A 15,407-nucleotide genomic window follows, 5' to 3' on the forward strand; every position below is an offset into this window, starting at 1 on the left:
TCGCCTGATAACGCCTCGGGGTAGGATACTTTCATGACTCGCTATCAGCACCTCGCCACCCTGCTGGCGCAGCGCATTCAACAAGGGCTGTATCGGCCGGGAGAACGTCTGCCGTCGGTCAGAATCCTCTCGCAGGAGCATGGCGTCAGCATTAGTACGGTCCAGCAGGCTTACCATCTGCTGGAAGAGCAGATGCTGATTTTCCCGCAGCCGCGCTCGGGTTACTTTGTCTCTACGCATTATGCATCGCCGCCGGTTCCTGCGATGACGCGCCCGGCACAGCGCCCGGTCGAAATTACCCATTGGGACGCGGTGCGGGGGTTGCTGGACGAGCGGGAGGAAAGCGATGTCATGCCGTTGGGCAGCGGCATGCCGGACGTCACGTCGACCAGCCTCAAACCGTTATGGAAAATCATCAGCCGACAAGGCATGAAGCAGGACGCCTCGCTATTGCAGTACGGTGGTTTGCTCGGCGTGACGGCATTGCGGGAGCAAATTGCGCGTCTGGGTGTCGACGGCGGTTGCAGGCTGAGCGCCGATGAGATTGTCACGACTACAGGGTGTCAGGAAGCGCTGTTTCTGTGCCTACGGGCGGTTTGTCAGCCGGGCGATATTATCGCTGTCGAATCCCCTACTTTTTACGGGATGATGCAGACGCTGCGGAGTTATGGGGTAAAGGTCATTGAAATTCCGACGGATTCTGTCAACGGTCTTAGTCTGGAAGCGCTGGAATTAGCGCTGGATCAGTGGCCGATCAAGGCCGTGTTTGTGGTGCCGAACTGCAATAATCCGCTGGGCTTTATTATGCCGGAGGCGCGGAAGCGGGGGATTGATGACGCTGGCGCAGCGTTTTGATATCGCCGTGATTGAAGATGACGTCTACGGGGAGCTGGCTTACGAGTATCCGCGGCCGATGACTTTAAAATCGTTGGATGACGATGGGCGCGTACTGTTGTGCAGCTCCTTTTCAAAAGTCATAGCGCCGGGCCTGAGGGTTGGCTGGGTCGCGCCGGGGCGGTATTTCGACCGCGTGTTGCATATGAAATATGTGAACAGCGGCGGCGGCGTTATCCAGACGCAGGCGGCGGTCGCCGAATTTATCCGTCTGGGGCATTACCTGCCGCATCTGCGGCGAATGCGCACGCAGTATCAGCGCAATCAGTGCCGCTTCACCAGCTTTGTCCGCCACTATTTTCCCGAGGGGTTGTGCGTCAGCCGACCGCAGGGTGGATTTTTGATGTGGATCGAACTGCCGGAGGCCTTCGACGGCATCCGATTGAATCGTCGTCTGGCTGAACGCGATACGCAGGTCGCCGTCGGTTCGCTGTTCTCTGCCTCGGGTAAATATCGCAACTGCCTGCGTCTGAACTATGCGTTGCCCTGCACAGAGAAAACGGAAAGGGCGTTGAAGATGATTGGGGAAGAAATTGAGCGGGAGATGGCGCTTGCCTGTAAAGCTGGATCCCGGAGAGAGCGAAGATGAGGGACCGCGATGTCCGGCGTTCAAGACATCGCGGTGAGTTTACTCGCGATGCGATGGGACGCGGGTTCTTCCCAGATAGCCGTCCCAATCTTTCCACACGGGCTGCAAGCCAGCGCGGGTCATGGCGTCTGCCACCGCCTCCGGCCGTCGGGCATCATGGGGGGCGAACTGCTCCAGCTCCGGATGGTTGTCGGCATAGCCTCCCGGCTGCGTCTTGGAGAACGCACTGACGCTGTTGATGGCGATAGGCACCATATGGTCGCGAAAGAAAGGCGACTCGCGCGTGGACAGCGACAGCTCCACGTCCGGTGCCAGCAGCCGAAACGCGCAGATCGTCTGCATCAGCTGCGCCTCGTCCATCAAAGATGCCGGTTCAATACCTCCCGCACAAGGGCGCAGGCGTGGAAACGAGAGCGAGAAGCGGCTCTGCCAGTAACGTTGTTGCAGGTCGAGTAGATGTTCCGCCAGCATATAGCAGTCCGCGCGCCAGCTGTCCGACAGGCCGATCAAAGCGCCGAGGCCGATCTTGTCGATCCCTGCCGCGCCGAGACGATCCGGCGTATACAGCCGCCAGGCGAAATGCTGTTTGCGTCCCCGCAGGTGATGTCGCGCGTAGGTCGGCGCGTGATAGGTTTCCTGATAGACCATCACGCCGTCCAGCCCCAGCGTCTTTAGCTCGGCATACTCTTCCGTCGACAGCGGCTGCACCTCCATCATCAGCGCGCTGAAGTGCGGCCTGATCAGCGGCAGCACGCGCCGAAAGTAGTCCATCCCCACCTTGCCCTGATGTTCGCCAGCAACCAGCAGCAGTTGGTCGAACCCAAGCTGGCGGATCGCACGGCACTCTCGCTGTATTTCCTCGTCATTCAGGATCTTGCGCTTAATCCGATTGCTCATCGAAAACCCGCAATAGGTGCAGTCGTTGGCGCACAGGTTGGACAAATAGAGCGGAACGTAGAATCCCACCGTATTGCCGAAGCGCTGGCGGGTAAGACGCTGGGCGCGCTGAGCCAGCGGTTCGAGGTAGCCTGCCGCGGCGGGCGAAATCAACGCCATAAAATCGTCGCGATCGGGCCGGTCGGTGTTTAATGCGCGGATGACGTCGGCAGACGTTTTACTGTTGATGCGACAACGGAGGTCGTCCCAGTCGAGCGTCTGCCAGCGGCGATAAAATCCTTCGCTCATGAGCTTGCTCCCGTTTGAGGCTGTTGCAGAAAACCGGTCAGGGGGCTGGTGGCGCTGGCGTGGGATTGACGCGCACCCAAGCCGGACTCCGCCGCCAGCGCGCCAGCCTCAACGGCCAGCCGAAAGGCGCGGGCCATGCTGACCGGGTCGCGGGCGACGGCCATCGCCGTATTGACCAGTACGGCATCCGCGCCCATCTCTATAGCCTCGGCAGCCTGACTGGGCGCGCCGATCCCCGCGTCGATGATGACGGGTATCTGTGTTTGTTCGATGATGATCCGCAGGAAATCGCGCGTTTGCAGCCCCTGATTAGAGCCGATCGGCGCTCCCAGCGGCATGACCGCAGCACAGCCGGCGGCTTCTAGTCGCTTGCACAGCACCGGATCGGCGCCGCAGTAGGGCAGCACGATAAACCCTTCTTTTACCAGCTGTTCCGCGGCCTTCAGCGTTTCCACCGGGTCGGGCAGCAGGTATTTCATATCGGGATGAATTTCGAGCTTGATCCAGCGGGTTCCCAGCGCTTCCCGAGCTAGATGGGCGGCGAAGACCGCTTCCTCCGCCGTTTTGGCCCCCGAGGTATTCGGCAATAGCTGTACCCCCAGGCGCTGTAGCGGCGCCAGAAGCGCATCACTGCCGCCGGAAAGGCTAACGCGTTTCATCGCTAGCGTGACCAGTTGGGAACCTGCTGCCTGTAGCGCCGCGCTCATGATCTCGGCGCTGGCGAACTTACCGGTGCCTGCCAGCAGCCGGGATGCGAATGGGGTCTCTGCGATGGTGAGCATTTATCCTCCTGCTATCGCCTGAAAAAGCAAAATGTCGTCCCCGTCCTGCACCTGACAATCGCGCCAGTCGGGACGAGGGATGACGAACTGGTTGATCGCCAGCGCGGTGCCCGGCTGCAGACGATCCACCCGTTGCAGCAGTCGTTCCACGCTGATCGGTTCGTCCAGCGTGATGGCTTCCTCGTTGATACGAATCTTCATACGGCGCTCCCACAGACCGGGCAGCTCGCGGCGGGGGTGAGCTGCAAGGTATTCCACTGCTGCTGGCGAGCGTCGAACAGCTTCAGCTTGCCGTCCAAGGTTGAGGTCAGTCCGCACAGCAGTTTGATGGTTTCTAGCGCTTGCAGCGTACCCATGACACCAACGACCGGCCCCAGCACGCCGGCGGTGCGGCAGTTGCGTGCAGGCTCGTTCGCATCCGGATAAAGGCAGGCGTAGCAGCCGTGAAGGTAAGGGGGCGTCAGCACCAGCAGTTGGCCGCCGAAGCCGACGGCGCTGGCGCTCACTAACGGTTTTGCGGCCCGTACGCAGGCGGCGTTGACGTCATGGCGCGTCGCCATGTTGTCGCTACAGTCCAGCACCAGATCGACGCGGCTGACCGCTTTAGCCAGCGCCTCGCCTTCCAGCCGCATGTGTAATGCTTCGATCGCAATGTCCGGGTTTAGCGCCTGAAGCTGGCGCTGGGCCAGCATCGCTTTAGGTTGCGCGATATCCTCAGTGCGATAGAGCACTTGGCGTTGCAGGTTGGAGAGATGCAGCGTGTCGTGATCCGCCAGCAGCAGCCGGCCGACGCCCGCGGCCGCCAGATAGAGCGCACAGGGCGCGCCCAGACCACCGAGACCGACCAGCAACACGGTGGCGTTAGCCAGCCGCAGCTGACCCTCGGGGCCGATATCGTCCAACAACAGCTGGCGGCCATAACGCATAAATTCACTATCGTTTAACATGTTACAACTCCTGACTTTCGATCAGACGTAGCAAGGTCTCGGTCGCCTGTCGCCAGTCCGCCGCCTGAGTGATGGCGCTCACGACGGCGATGCTGCCGACGCCTGTCGCCAATACTGATGGGGCTCGTTCGATGCTGATGCCGCCGATAGCGACTGTAGGAAAACGGCCCGACAGTTCACTGATATGACGCGCCAGTTCGGCCAGTCCCTGAGGCGTTGACGGCATCTGTTTGGTCTGAGTCGGAAAAATATGCCCCAGCGCGATGTAGGAAGGCGCGATGGCGACGGCGCGCGCCAGCTCGTTATCATTATGGGTTGAGACACCCAGCCGCAGTCCGGCGCGGCGGATCGCATTCAGATCGGCGGTATCCAAATCCTCCTGGCCTAGATGGACGCCGTAGGCCTGATGTTTCACGGCCAGCTGCCAGTGGTCGTTGATGAACAGGCGTGCCTGATAGCGACGGGCGAGAGCGATCGTTTGAATCACGGCGGCTTCAACCCGATCGTCCGGCTGGCCTTTGATCCGCAGTTGCAGGGTTTTCACGCCCACACGGAGCAGTCGTTCAATCCACGAAACGCTATCGACGACAGGATAGAGTCCCAGCCGTGATCCCACGGTGGGAAATGAAAGCAGGGGGCCATTCATCAGGCATCCTCCTGCGGAACGTACAGCTCACTGCCGTGAGCGTGGAATTCAGCCGACATCTGCGCCATGCCGACGTCAATCGGCTGCGCCTCTGCCTGCTGTTGCGCGGCATAGTCTCGAACCTCCTGGGAGATTTTCATGGAGCAAAATTTCGGGCCGCACATAGAGCAGAAGTGAGCGACCTTGCCGGATTCCTGCGGCAACGTCTCATCGTGGTAGGCTCGCGCCGTCTCCGGGTCCAACGCCAGATTGAATTGGTCCTCCCAGCGAAATTCGAAGCGAGCCTTCGACATCGCGTTGTCGCGGATCTGCGCCCCCGGATGCCCTTTCGCCAGATCCGCCGCGTGCGCGGCGATCTTGTACGTGATCAGTCCCTGTTTCACATCCTCTTTGTTCGGCAGCCCAAGGTGCTCTTTCGGCGTCACATAACACAACATCGCGCAGCCGAACCAGCCGATCATGGCGGCGCCGATACCGGAGGTGAAGTGGTCATAGCCCGGCGCGATATCTGTAGTAAGTGGGCCGAGAGTGTAAAAAGGCGCCTCGTGGCAGTGTGCCAGCTCTTCGGTCATATTGCGGCGGATCATCTGCATTGGCACATGACCGGGACCTTCAATCATCACCTGCACGTCGTACTCCCAGGCGATGTGGGTCAGTTCACCCAGCGTATGCAATTCAGCGAACTGCGCTTCGTCGTTGGCGTCCAGAATCGAGCCGGGCCGCAGGCCGTCGCCCAACGAAAGGGCGATATCGTAGGCACTGCAGATGTCACATATCTCGCGGAAGTGTTCGTACAGGAAGTTCTCTTTATGATGCGACAGGCACCACTTCGCCATGATGGAGCCGCCGCGTGAGACGATGCCGGTCAGGCGCTTAGCGGTCATCGGCACATAGCGTAGCAGCACGCCGGCGTGGATGGTGAAGTAGTCGACGCCCTGTTCGGCCTGTTCCAGCAGGGTGTCGCGGAACATCTCCCACGTCAGGTTTTCCGCGATGCCGTTGACCTTTTCCAGCGCCTGGTAAATCGGCACTGTACCGATAGGCACCGGGCTATTGCGCAGGATCCACTCGCGCGTTTCATGGATGTAGCGGCCGGTGGAGAGATCCATCACGGTGTCGGCCCCCCAGCGGGTAGACCACACCAGCTTTTCCACCTCTTCTTCGATAGAAGAGGTGACTGCGGAATTGCCGATATTGGCGTTCACTTTCACCAGAAAGTTTCGGCCGATGATCATCGGCTCGGATTCAGGATGGTTGATGTTGGCGGGAATGATTGCGCGTCCAGCGGCCACTTCCTGACGAACAAACTCGGGTGTGATGCTTTGCGGCAGATGGGCGCCAAAACTTTGGCCGGGGTGTTGCTGGCGCAGCGTCGGGCTAGACACACGATCGCGCCCCATATTTTCCCGCAGGGCGATGAACTCCATCTCCGGCGTGATGACCCCCCGGCGGGCATAGTGCAGCTGGGTTACCCGTCGACCGGCCTGTGCGCGACGGGGCTGGGGCAGGTGCTCGAAGCGCAGGTGGTCCAGACCGACATCGGCCAGGCGCTGCTGAGTAAATCCGGAGCTGAGCTGGGATAATCGTTCCGTATCGCCGCGTTCTTCAATCCAGGCGGTTCTCAGGCGAGCCAGTCCGCGGCGCACATCAGGGACGGCGTCGGGATCGCCATAAGGTCCGGCGGTGTCGTAGACCGGTAGCGGTTCATTCGTTTCGTAGCGGGGTGCGTCACTATGCCCCCCGAGCCGCGTGGGAGTGAGTTGGATTTCCCGCAGCGGGACGCGGATGTCAGGCCGTGAGCCGGTTAGGTAAATACGCCGTGATTGTGGAAAAGACGTTCCCCGCACCTCGTCGATAAAACGTTGGGCGGAGGCGCGTTGTTCGCGGCGTCCTGCGGTTTTTTTTTCTGTAGACATAGCAAATTCCTGTTTGGCTAGAAGGAAACATTGCTTGTCTGGAGTTCGGATGGAGTAATGGAGAAGTCTCTTTTTCCCCGGACAACAGTGGATTTGTGTGGGGAAAAGGATGAAGTTTACTCTTGTTCCCTTCGCAGGTTTTAACCTGATCAGGTTCCGCGGATCCCGAATTAACGGTCTCAGCCCGCACGCGTAGCCGCGACGCTGGGCACTCCGACAAGATAACGCCCGGTGGGTTGGGCGAGGTCAATCGCCTACACTTTATGCTGGCAATGCGTCACTGTCAAAGGCGCGGATCGACGACGGGCGGAGCCAATGTACGTGACTTTGACAGGGCATCAAGCGTCGGGACGATAGACGCTGCCTGTTACTGACAGTGGCCTTATTTTTCGCGAAATATGCGATAAATCATCCTTCTTGCGAGCAATTTCAGTGAAATAGGTGATTGCGGATTGAAAGCGGCGAGGAGAGAGAACGACGGAGCGACTTTCTATGGCGTGGTATGGTGCTAAAGCGTAGAGCGTCTGATTTATATGCATTAATGTTGTCTATATCTACATATCATAGCCATAGACTCGGTGACAGAGGGCGAAAGAAAAGATGGAAGTAACGTTAACAGGTGAAGAGCACGGCTGGTGGGTTGTCAGCGAGAATAATCAGATTTGGCTGCCTCAGGGGAGGTTACCGCAAGGATCTTCCTGCCAATGGGGACTGAAAACGCGTCCGGCACGCCGGATTGGCGAGTGGCAGGGCGAACCCGTCTGGCTGGTGCGCCAGACTATGACTGAAGAGATGGGGTCGCTGCGCCAGCTGCTGGACGTGGAGGGCGGGCTGTTTCAGTTGGCCGGCCGGGGAGTTCAGTTGGCCGAGTTTTATCGCGCCCACCGTTTCTGCGGCTACTGCGGTCATAAGATGCACCACAGCAAGACCGAGCTGGCCTGCCTGTGCGGCCACTGCCGGGAGCGTTACTATCCCCAAATTGCGCCCTGCGTCATCGTAGCAATCCGCCGCGGCAGCGAAATTTTGCTGGCGCAGCATGTCCGCCACCGGGGCAATATGTACACTGCGCTGGCCGGGTTTGTTGAACTGGGTGAAACGCTTGAACAGGCGGTAGCCCGGGAAGTCATGGAAGAGAGCAATATTCGCATTAAAAACCTCCAATATGTGAGTTCTCAGCCCTGGCCGTTCCCCCATTCTCTGATGATGGCCTATATTGCGGAGTATGCCGACGGCGAACTGCGTCACGATCCCTCCGAGCTCCGTGATGCTGCCTGGTTCCGTTACGATAAACTGCCAATCCTGCCGCCGGCGGGAACCGTGGCGCGCCGCTTGATAGAAGATACGGTGGTGCTGTGTCGTGAGGCGGACGACTAATCCGTCTGCCTCACGCGTGTAGCCTGAGAGGAATCAACCCGCTACACTGCCGCCTGATATACCCAGACCCCAGTGACCTGCGCGCCTGCCGTTCAGGCGCCAAAAGGAAAAGATCATGACCGACCTTAAAAACGATCGCTATTTACGCGCTCTGTTACGTCAGCCCGTTGATGTCACGCCCGTTTGGATGATGCGTCAGGCTGGTCGTTATCTGCCGGAATACAAAGCGACGCGCGCGGAGGCCGGAGATTTTATGTCGTTGTGCAAGAATGCCGAGCTGGCCTGCGAAGTCACGCTGCAGCCGCTGCGCCGCTATGCGCTGGACGCGGCCATTCTGTTCTCCGATATTCTGACGATCCCCGATGCGATGGGATTGGGACTCTATTTCGAAGCGGGTGAAGGCCCCCGTTTCAGTTATCCGCTGAGAAGCCATGCCGACGTTGCGGCACTGCCCATTCCCGACCCCGAGCAGGAACTGGGCTATGTGATGAACGCCGTGCGCACCATCCGCCGTAATCTGGCGGGCGAAGTCCCGCTGATCGGTTTTTCCGGCAGCCCGTGGACGCTGGCGACCTATATGGTTGAAGGCGGCAGCAGCAAAGCGTTTACCGTGATCAAAAAAATGCTGTTCGCCGAACCCCGTACGCTGCACCTGCTGTTGGACAAGCTGGCGGACAGCGTCACGCTTTACCTGAACGCACAAATCAAAGCGGGCGCTCAGGCGGTCATGATTTTCGATACCTGGGGCGGCGCGCTGAGCGGGCGGGATTATCGCGAATTCTCGCTGCATTACATGCACAAGATCGTGGATGGCCTGCTGCGAGAGCATGAGGGCCGCCGTGTACCGGTGACGCTGTTCACGAAAGGCGGCGGGCAGTGGCTGGAAGCCATGGTGGAAACCGGCTGCGACGCGCTGGGCCTGGATTGGACAACGGACATCGCCGATGCTCGTCGTCGTGTAGGCGATAAGGTTGCGCTGCAGGGCAATATGGACCCGTCCATGCTTTATGCCCCCCCTGCGCGTATCGAACAGGAAGTGAGCACCATTTTGGATGGTTTTGGTCCGGGCAACGGCCACATTTTCAACCTCGGTCACGGTATCCATCAGGATGTCCCGCCGGAACACGCCGGGGCATTCGTGGACGCAGTGCACCGACTGTCCCGGCCTTACCATCAGGAGAAAGCATGATTGACACTCAGTCTCTTCGGGCTGAACAGTTGATCAAGGCGGCTCAGGTCGTCCGATATGATGCGCTCCCATTTGGACAGCCGGCGTTGATAGCCGGCGCGGACGTCGGGTTTGAGCAGGAGGGCACGGTGACCCGGGCGGCGATAGCCGTATTAGCCTATCCGTCGCTTGAGCTGGTGGAGTATCAGATCGCGCGTATCCCTACGACGATGCCTTATATTCCAGGGCTGCTCTCCTTTCGCGAGGCGCCCGCGCTGATGGCTGCGTGGCAAGCACTGCGTCAACCGCCGGACCTGCTGTTTGTGGACGGTCACGGTATTTCCCATCCTCGCCGTCTGGGCGTTGCCAGCCATTTCGGGCTGATGGTCGACGTCCCCACCATCGGCGTGGCCAAACGCCGTCTGTGTGGTCACTATGCTCCGCTGGACGCCGAGGTCGGCAGTCAGCAGCCACTTTTGGACAAAGGCGAACAGGTGGGTTGGGTATGGCGAAGTAAATCACGCTGCAACCCGCTGTTCGTTTCAACCGGGCATCGGGTCGGTTCGGAAACGGCGTTGTTGTGGGTGAAACGCTGCATGCGCGGCTACCGTTTGCCGGAGCCCACGCGATGGGCCGATGCGGCGGCGTCAAACCGAATTGCATTTCAGCGCTGGCAACATCAGCAAACACTGTAGATAATCGCGCCAGCGTTTTTAGGAATTCAGGAATAGGGCCGCTGGCCGTTTTTGGCTACACTGCGGTCCGTCACGTTAGAGATAAAACATGTTACGTAATCCCATTCATTTGCGTCTGGAGAAACTGGAAAGCTGGCAGCATGTCACTTTCATGGCGAGCCTCTGTGAACGCATGTATCCCAACTACCATGAGTTCTGCCGCCAGACGGAATTTGGCGATGCGCAGGTATACCGTCGCATCCTCGATCTGATTTGGGAAACACTGGTGGTCAAAGATGCTAAGGTTAACTTTGACCTTCAGTTGGAAAAGCTGGAGGATGCGGTTCCATCCGCTGAAGACTACGATCTTTACGGGGTCTATCCAGCGATTGATGCCTGCATCGCTTTGGGCGAGTTAATTCACTCTCGCTTGAGTGGTGAAACGCTGTCGCATGCTATCGTGATTAGTGAAACCTCGATCAGGACGGTAGCAATGCTTGAGATGACTCAGGCTGGCAGAGAAATGACGGATGAGGAACTCAACGCCATTCCTGCCGTTGAAGAAGAATGGGATCTCCAGTGGGAGATCTTCCGCCTGTTGGCGGCCTGTGAAGAGCGTGATATCGAGCTGATCAAAGGCCTTCGCGCAGATTTGCGCGAGGCGGGAAGCAGCAATATTGGGATAAATTTATATCAATAACCGGTAAAACGTGATTTAAGGTCTTAAATGGCCGCTCTAAGGGCTTCACACCGCACCCCGTCTGGTCTACATTTGGGGGGCGTAAAAAAAGTGGCTGTCGGTGCGTATATGCAGGAGAGTGCTCTAATGGCATTTCCGTCGCACTCGATGCTTAGCAAGCGATAAACACACTGTAAGGATAACTTATGAATAAGACTCAACTGATTGATGTAATTGCTGACAAGGCTGACCTTTCCAAGACCCAGGCTAAAGCTGCATTGGAAGCTACTCTGGCGGCAATTACTGAGTCTCTGAAAGAAGGTGATGCAGTACAATTAGTTGGTTTTGGTACTTTCAAAGTCAATCATCGTAACGAACGCACTGGCCGCAACCCGCAGACGGGTAAAGAAATCAAAATCGCAGCTGCCAACGTGCCTGCATTTGTTTCCGGTAAAGCACTGAAAGACGCTGTAAAATAAGCGCATGCTAAGAAAAGGTTTGAACAGAGGGGCGATATCGCCCCTTTTGCTTTTTCTTAAACGTACTGCGATTGGGAGCGTAGCCGCCCTGGTGGTTTCTTGCAGCTCCCACTCGCCACCCTCTGCGTTGTATGCCGGGGGATACCTCTCTGACCGTGGCGTAATGCGCGTGTGGCGCAAAGACGACCCGGCTCAGCAGCAAACGGCACTGATGACGGTCTTCAGCCCGTTTAATGGCCACAGCACCCAAATCACCCGATACCACTTCCGTCAGAACGCCGTGCGTGAGATCACGCAAAGCAAGAGCGCGCCTGACAAAGAGGACGTACGCCTGCGTTTTGATGCCAAAGGTGCCGTCAGTTATATGCAGCGTCAGCTACCCGACCGCCGTGAACCCCTATCCGATGATGATATCGCGCTGTATCAGTTTGACGCGGGCAGGCTTCTGGAAATGAGCGACGTCATGCGTACGGGGAACGTTCAATTGAAGCAAGGCCAGTGGCAGGACGGGGTGGTAGTGACTTGCAGCGGTCAACGCATTCGTCCCAGCCTGGACCACAGAGCCTCGCAACGGATAGCGCAGCGCCAGCAGCGATCTGCCGTCCCATTAAGCATTGCCTGGCTGGAGTCGCGGGAAGGAACGCAGCTTTTGCTGGTTGCCAATGAAGATTTTTGCCGCTGGGAGCCCACGGCGGATTCGCTACAAAGCGACTAAGAACGGTGCGAGTTAAAGTGAGCCCCCGGAAGTAGGCTCACCCATTATGCTAAGACATCAGGAGTGCGACTGTTCGCGGTCGATAGCCCGGTAACCGATGTCGGTACGACAGAAAGCGCCTTCCCAACGAATACCTTTCGCGAGTGCATAGGCATTACGCTGAGCGTCTTTCACGCTGGCGCCCAGCGCCGTCACGCACAGGACTCGTCCACCATTGGTCACCACGTCATCGCCCTTCAGCGCGGTACCAGCATGAAACACTTTGCCGTCTGCCGTTTCCGAGGTTCTCAAGCCTGAAATGATGTCGCCTTTGCGATAATCAGCTGGATATCCGCCGGCGGCAAGAACCACGCCCAAAGAAGGACGCTCATCCCACTCGGAACGCTGTTCATCCAGCTTGCCGTCACAGGCCGCCAGGCAAAGCGCGACTAGATCGGAGCGCATACGCAGCATGATCGGCTGTGTTTCCGGATCGCCGAAGCGGCAGTTGAATTCGATGACCTTAGGTTGACCGTCGCTGGAGATCATCAGCCCCGCGTAAAGGAAGCCGGTGTAGACGTTCCCTTCCGCCGCCATGCCCTTAACGGTCGGCCAAATAATCTGGTCCATCACGCGTTGGTGGATCTCGTCGGTCACCACTGGTGCCGGAGAGTAGGCGCCCATGCCGCCGGTGTTGGGGCCAGAATCGCCGTTACTTACGCGCTTATGATCCTGGCTGGTGGCCATCGGCAGCACATGCTCGCCGTCGACCATGACGATAAAGCTGGCTTCTTCCCCATCCAAAAACTCTTCGACGACAACACGGTGTCCTGCGTCGCCGAATGCGTTGCCTGCCAGCATATCCGTCACGGCATTTTCGGCTTCTTCCAGCGTCATGGCGACGATGACGCCTTTGCCGGCGGCCAGACCATCGGCCTTAATAACGATGGGAGCGCCTTTCTCGCGGAGATAAGCAAGCGCTGGTTCAACGTCGGTGAAGTTCTGGTATTCCGCCGTAGGAATGTGATGACGCGCCAAGAAGTCTTTCGTGAAGGCTTTAGAGCCTTCGAGCTGCGCAGCCGCCTGAGTCGGGCCGAAAATGGGCAACTGCGCCGCACGGAAGGCATCGACGATACCGATGACCAGCGGCGCTTCCGGTCCGACGATAGTCAGACCGATATCACTTTTCTTCGCGAAGTCGAGCAGCGCCGGAATGTCCGTTGCGGCAATGTCGACATTTTCCAGCGACGGCTCCAATGCGGTGCCCGCATTGCCGGGCGCGACGAACACTTTATCCGCCAGGGGAGATTGCGCGGCTTTCCAAGCCAGCGCATGTTCGCGCCCGCCGTTGCCGATAATTAAAATATTCATGGTGAGCCTCGCTCCGGATTAATGGCGGAAATGACGCATGTCGGTAAATAGCATAGCAATGCCGTGTTCATTGGCGGCGGCGACCACCTCGTCGTCGCGGATGGAGCCGCCCGGCTGAATGACGCAGGTAATGCCCACAGCGGCAGCGGCATCAATGCCGTCACGGAACGGGAAGAAGGCATCGGAGGCCATGACGGAGCCTTCGACCACTAATCCTTCGTCCTCGGCTTTGATACCGGCGATCTTGGCGGAATAAACGCGGCTCATCTGGCCTGCGCCTATGCCGATGGTCATATTGTCGCGGGCATAGACGATGGCGTTGGATTTGACGAATTTCGCCACCTTCCAGCAGAACAAGGCATCTCGTAGCTCCGCTTCGGTAGGCTGACGTTCCGTGACCACCCGCAGTTGTGAAGCTTCAACCATGCCGAGGTCGCGGTCCTGCACGAGCAAACCGCCGTTAACGCGTTTGAAGTCCAGGCTGGGAATATGTTGCTGCCATTGTCCGCAGGTGAGCACACGGACGTTCTGTTTGGCGGCGGTGATCCGCAGCGCAGCATCGCTGACCGATGGTGCGATAATCACTTCGACAAACTGGCGGCTGACAATGGCCTGCGCCGTGGCTTCGTCCAACTCGCGGTTGAATGCGATGATGCCGCCGAATGCTGATGTCGGGTCGGTTTGGTAGGCGCGTTCATAGGCGTCGAGAATCGAGTCGCCAATAGCCACGCCGCAAGGATTGGCATGTTTCAGAATGACACAGGCAGGTTCGGCGAACTCTTTCACGCACTCCAGCGCTGCGTCGGTATCGGCGATGTTGTTGTATGACAGCGCCTTGCCCTGCAATTGGGTTGCGGTAGCGACCGAGGCTTCCTTTACCTCTTCTTCTATATAGAAAGCGGCTTGCTGGTGGCCGTTCTCGCCGTAGCGCATATCCTGCTTTTTTATAAAGTTCAGGTTAAGCGTGCGGGGGAAGTGGCCCGCGGGGCGAGACGTGTCCCCATGGTAGGCGGGAACCTGGGTGCCGAAGTAGTTGGCGATCATGCTGTCGTACGCAGCCGTATGTTCAAACGCTTTGATCGCGAGATCAAAGCGGGTTTCGTAGGTCAGCGAGCCTTCATGTGAATCCAGCTCGTGAATGATAGAGGTGTAATCCCCGCTTTTAACCACGATGGCGACATCGTTATGGTTTTTGGCGGCTGAGCGCACCATGGTGGGGCCGCCGATATCGATGTTTTCAACGGCGTCGGCCAACGTACAGTTCTCTTTAGCGACCGTTTGGGCGAATGGGTAAAGGTTCACGACAACCATATCAATAGGCTGAATATTGTGTTGCGCCATGACGGCGTCGTCCTGACCTCGGCGACCGAGAATCCCGCCGTGCACTTTGGGATGCAGTGTTTTGACTCGTCCGTCCATCATCTCAGGAAATCCGGTGTAATCCGAAACTTCCGTCACGGGCAACCCTGCGTCGGCTAGCAGCCGCGCGGTGCCCCCCGTAGAGAGTAGCTCCACGCCCCGTTCAGACAGCGCTTGAGCAAATTCAACAATACCGGCTTTGTCAGACACACTGAGCAAAGCACGACGGATAGGACGATGTTGTTGCATGATGATGTGATCCCTTGGCTAGGTTCGTATTCAGAGAGCGTTATGTGAATATTGCTGATTAAAAGCTTAAGTCAGGGCTTTGAAATGAATATTCAGCTAATGCCCCCGCAACCGGGGGCCGGTTTTCAGAGGGGAAATTGTAGCGAAAACGTTTGCGCGATGCTTGTCAAATTTCAGCCTTCGCTTCCTCTGTGGATAATTCTGTGCAAAAAAAGGTATAAGGCGGGCTTTTGCTGTGGAATGCAGCAAACGGCAAAATTTGTGATAAATACCGGTTGCGGGCTGAGAGGAAGTCCCTATAATGCGCTCTCACTGACACGGCACAGCGGACAACGCGACGCGGTGACAGTCGAAGAAAAACGAAGAAAGTCGTTGACTTCGAAGGCGGAATCCGTAATATA

General features: G+C 58.0%; 14 protein-coding genes, 1 pseudogene and 1 riboswitch. Of the genes and pseudogenes, 7 read left to right on the forward strand and 8 right to left on the reverse strand.

Going from position 1 to position 15,407, the window contains the following annotated elements; translation table 11 throughout:
- The first annotated feature begins 33 nt into the window (after positions 1 to 33).
- Positions 34 to 1,483 (forward strand): annotated as a pseudogene (locus tag AU511_RS13325) (aminotransferase-like domain-containing protein).
- A gap of 39 nt (positions 1,484 to 1,522) precedes the next feature.
- Here the strand turns inward: AU511_RS13325 and thiH are convergent.
- From thiH to thiC, 6 genes are read right to left on the reverse strand one after another with little or no spacing between them, the layout of a single operon-like run.
- Positions 1,523 to 2,668 carry a 2-iminoacetate synthase ThiH gene (gene thiH, locus AU511_RS13330; protein ID WP_094109979.1) on the reverse strand — a complete coding sequence of 382 codons (1,146 nt, stop codon included), beginning with the start codon at positions 2,666 to 2,668 and terminating at the stop codon, positions 1,523 to 1,525.
- The gene (locus tag AU511_RS13335; RefSeq protein ID WP_094109980.1) at positions 2,665 to 3,450 is read right to left on the reverse strand and encodes a thiazole synthase; all 786 of its coding nucleotides are present in this window, start codon (positions 3,448 to 3,450) and stop codon (positions 2,665 to 2,667) included. Before AU511_RS13335 ends, thiH begins: the two co-directional genes overlap by 4 nt.
- Positions 3,451 to 3,651 carry a sulfur carrier protein ThiS gene (gene thiS, locus AU511_RS13340; protein ID WP_094109981.1) on the reverse strand — a complete coding sequence of 67 codons (201 nt, stop codon included), beginning with the start codon at positions 3,649 to 3,651 and terminating at the stop codon, positions 3,451 to 3,453.
- Positions 3,648 to 4,397 (reverse strand): HesA/MoeB/ThiF family protein, encoded by a 750-nt coding sequence (locus tag AU511_RS13345; RefSeq protein ID WP_094109982.1) that lies wholly within the window; start codon positions 4,395 to 4,397, stop codon positions 3,648 to 3,650. Before AU511_RS13345 ends, thiS begins: the two co-directional genes overlap by 4 nt.
- A gap of 1 nt (position 4,398) precedes the next feature.
- Positions 4,399 to 5,043, reverse strand: a complete 645-nt coding sequence (thiE, locus tag AU511_RS13350) for a thiamine phosphate synthase (protein ID WP_094109983.1) — start codon at positions 5,041 to 5,043, stop codon at positions 4,399 to 4,401.
- Positions 5,043 to 6,959, reverse strand: coding sequence for a phosphomethylpyrimidine synthase ThiC (thiC, locus tag AU511_RS13355; RefSeq protein ID WP_094109984.1), 1,917 nt, complete (start codon positions 6,957 to 6,959; stop codon positions 5,043 to 5,045). The genes thiE and thiC overlap by 1 nt, the downstream gene beginning before the upstream one ends.
- Before the next feature lie 109 nt (positions 6,960 to 7,068).
- Positions 7,069 to 7,185: riboswitch (TPP riboswitch) on the reverse strand.
- Positions 7,186 to 7,559: 374 nt separating this feature from the next.
- Here thiC and nudC point away from each other — a divergent pair.
- The 6 genes from nudC (at position 7,560) to AU511_RS13385 (ending at position 12,048) form a co-directional block, all read left to right on the forward strand.
- Positions 7,560 to 8,333 carry an NAD(+) diphosphatase gene (gene nudC / locus AU511_RS13360; protein ID WP_094109985.1) on the forward strand — a complete coding sequence of 258 codons (774 nt, stop codon included), beginning with the start codon at positions 7,560 to 7,562 and terminating at the stop codon, positions 8,331 to 8,333.
- Positions 8,334 to 8,448: 115 nt separating this feature from the next.
- Positions 8,449 to 9,522 carry a uroporphyrinogen decarboxylase gene (hemE, locus tag AU511_RS13365; RefSeq protein ID WP_094109986.1) on the forward strand — a complete coding sequence of 358 codons (1,074 nt, stop codon included), beginning with the start codon at positions 8,449 to 8,451 and terminating at the stop codon, positions 9,520 to 9,522.
- Positions 9,519 to 10,196, forward strand: a complete 678-nt coding sequence (gene nfi / locus AU511_RS13370) for a deoxyribonuclease V (RefSeq protein WP_094109987.1) — start codon at positions 9,519 to 9,521, stop codon at positions 10,194 to 10,196. The genes hemE and nfi overlap by 4 nt, the downstream gene beginning before the upstream one ends.
- An 88-nt stretch (positions 10,197 to 10,284) precedes the next feature.
- The gene (locus AU511_RS13375) at positions 10,285 to 10,875 is read left to right on the forward strand and encodes a YjaG family protein (RefSeq protein WP_094101801.1); all 591 of its coding nucleotides are present in this window, start codon (positions 10,285 to 10,287) and stop codon (positions 10,873 to 10,875) included.
- 185 nt (positions 10,876 to 11,060) lie between these two features.
- The gene (hupA, locus tag AU511_RS13380; RefSeq protein ID WP_012882985.1) at positions 11,061 to 11,333 is read left to right on the forward strand and encodes a nucleoid-associated protein HU-alpha; all 273 of its coding nucleotides are present in this window, start codon (positions 11,061 to 11,063) and stop codon (positions 11,331 to 11,333) included.
- A gap of 91 nt (positions 11,334 to 11,424) precedes the next feature.
- Positions 11,425 to 12,048, forward strand: a complete 624-nt coding sequence (locus AU511_RS13385) for a DUF1481 domain-containing protein (RefSeq protein ID WP_338037663.1) — start codon at positions 11,425 to 11,427, stop codon at positions 12,046 to 12,048.
- Between the two features lie 57 nt (positions 12,049 to 12,105).
- Here the strand turns inward: AU511_RS13385 and purD are convergent, their stop codons facing one another.
- Both purD and purH read right to left on the reverse strand, forming a co-directional pair.
- Positions 12,106 to 13,398 carry a phosphoribosylamine--glycine ligase gene (gene purD / locus AU511_RS13390; RefSeq protein WP_094109989.1) on the reverse strand — a complete coding sequence of 431 codons (1,293 nt, stop codon included), beginning with the start codon at positions 13,396 to 13,398 and terminating at the stop codon, positions 12,106 to 12,108.
- 18 nt (positions 13,399 to 13,416) lie between these two features.
- On the reverse strand, positions 13,417 to 15,006 hold the full coding sequence (gene purH, locus AU511_RS13395) for a bifunctional phosphoribosylaminoimidazolecarboxamide formyltransferase/IMP cyclohydrolase (RefSeq protein WP_094101804.1): 1,590 nt from the start codon (positions 15,004 to 15,006) through the stop codon (positions 13,417 to 13,419).
- Between the last annotated feature and the right edge of the window lie 401 nt (positions 15,007 to 15,407).

It is taken from the genome of Lonsdalea iberica, assembly GCF_002111585.1.
Lineage (GTDB): Bacteria > Pseudomonadota > Gammaproteobacteria > Enterobacterales > Enterobacteriaceae > Lonsdalea > Lonsdalea iberica.

What these genes read in the sequence shown, in the direction of transcription:
- thiH (WP_094109979.1), bottom strand. Translation starts at nt 2,668, where the DNA reads ATGAGCGAAGGATTTTATCGCCGCTGGCAGACGCTCGACTGGGACGAC.
- AU511_RS13335 (WP_094109980.1), bottom strand. Translation starts at nt 3,450, where the DNA reads ATGCTCACCATCGCAGAGACCCCATTCGCATCCCGGCTGCTGGCAGGC.
- thiS (WP_094109981.1), bottom strand. Translation starts at nt 3,651, where the DNA reads ATGAAGATTCGTATCAACGAGGAAGCCATCACGCTGGACGAACCGATC.
- AU511_RS13345 (WP_094109982.1), bottom strand. Translation starts at nt 4,397, where the DNA reads ATGTTAAACGATAGTGAATTTATGCGTTATGGCCGCCAGCTGTTGTTG.
- thiE (WP_094109983.1), bottom strand. Translation starts at nt 5,043, where the DNA reads ATGAATGGCCCCCTGCTTTCATTTCCCACCGTGGGATCACGGCTGGGA.
- thiC (WP_094109984.1), bottom strand. Translation starts at nt 6,959, where the DNA reads ATGTCTACAGAAAAAAAAACCGCAGGACGCCGCGAACAACGCGCCTCC.
- nudC (WP_094109985.1), top strand. Translation starts at nt 7,560, where the DNA reads ATGGAAGTAACGTTAACAGGTGAAGAGCACGGCTGGTGGGTTGTCAGC.
- hemE (WP_094109986.1), top strand. Translation starts at nt 8,449, where the DNA reads ATGACCGACCTTAAAAACGATCGCTATTTACGCGCTCTGTTACGTCAG.
- nfi (WP_094109987.1), top strand. Translation starts at nt 9,519, where the DNA reads ATGATTGACACTCAGTCTCTTCGGGCTGAACAGTTGATCAAGGCGGCT.
- AU511_RS13375 (WP_094101801.1), top strand. Translation starts at nt 10,285, where the DNA reads ATGTTACGTAATCCCATTCATTTGCGTCTGGAGAAACTGGAAAGCTGG.
- hupA (WP_012882985.1), top strand. Translation starts at nt 11,061, where the DNA reads ATGAATAAGACTCAACTGATTGATGTAATTGCTGACAAGGCTGACCTT.
- purD (WP_094109989.1), bottom strand. Translation starts at nt 13,398, where the DNA reads ATGAATATTTTAATTATCGGCAACGGCGGGCGCGAACATGCGCTGGCT.
- purH (WP_094101804.1), bottom strand. Translation starts at nt 15,006, where the DNA reads ATGCAACAACATCGTCCTATCCGTCGTGCTTTGCTCAGTGTGTCTGAC.